Origin of the sequence: Microbacterium sp. B19 (genome assembly GCF_000333395.1) — a bacterium.
Lineage (GTDB): Bacteria > Actinomycetota > Actinomycetes > Actinomycetales > Microbacteriaceae > Microbacterium.
The window spans coordinates 1-1,064 of sequence record NZ_BADA01000523.1 but is presented as its reverse complement, the minus strand read 5'-3'; the positions used below and the strand labels follow the sequence as shown (position 1 = coordinate 1,064).

The following is a 1,064-nucleotide window of genomic DNA, read 5'->3' as shown; positions in this document are numbered from 1 at the left end:
GTCACGACGCCGCGCATCCCGGCCCAGACGATGATGATGCCGTGCCGCCAGCCGAGGGGACTGTCGCGGTAGTAGTCGAGGTCGGCCAGGGTTCGGGTCACCCGGCGGCGGACCAGGCCGAAGCCGCGTTTGGCCCGGTCGGGGTCGGAGACCCGGCTCTCGAACGCGGCGGGATCGGCACGATACGCCTGTTCCATCTCGTCGATGCGCTCGCTGATCTTCTCCGCCCGTTTGCGGTGGGTGACGCGCCTCCGGCTGCGCCGGCCCTGCAGCCAGATGATCCCCCCGACGTACAAGGCGCGCACCCCGAGCGAGATGCCCAGGGCGCTGAGCGCGAGCCACGTGCCGTACCAGAGGCCCTCGTGCTGGCCGAGGTTGGCGTTGACGATGTCCTTCAGTTCCAGGCCGAAGACGAGGAAGACGCCGCCCTCGAGGATCAACTCGATCGTCCGCCAGTTGAGTCGGTCGCTGAGCCGCTGCTCGGGGGTGAAGCGGCGGGCCGCGCCCTGCCCGGTGACGATCCCCGCGACCACCGCCGCCACGAGCCCCGACCCACCGAGATGCTCGGTGGGGAGGTAAGCGATGAACGGGATCGTGAAGCTCAGCGCGGTGTTCGCCGCGGGGTTGCTGACGCGCTCACGCACACGCAGGTTCCCCCACCCGACGAGCGCTCCGATCGCCAGGGCGATCACGACGGCCCAGGCGAAGTTGGCCACCGCGTCGCCGAAGGCGAAGCTGGATGCCACGGCCGCCACGGCCGTCCGCAAGAGCACGAGCGCGGTCGCGTCGTTGAGGAGGCTCTCGCCCTCGAGGAGCGTGATGACGCGGGGAGCGATGCCCAGACGCTTGGCGATCGAGGTGGCCACGGCATCCGTCGGACTCAGGATCGCGCCGAGCGCCACGCCGAGCGCGAGTCCGAGTCCCGGGATGACGGCGGCGAAGAACAGGCCGAGGCCGAGCGAGCTCAGCACGACGAGGAGCACCGACAGCCCCGCGATCGGAGCGAAGTCGCGGCGGAACTCGATCGCTGGCAGTTGCAGCGCGGCCGAGTACAGCAGCGGCGG

Annotated in this window: 1 protein-coding gene; it reads right to left on the bottom strand. The window is 70.7% G+C overall.

Annotation, left to right across the window (positions count from 1 at the left end; all coding sequences use genetic code 11):
• A partial coding sequence (locus I5G_RS17950; protein WP_022880295.1) for a sodium:proton antiporter occupies positions 1-1,064 on the bottom strand: 1,064 nt, incomplete at both ends.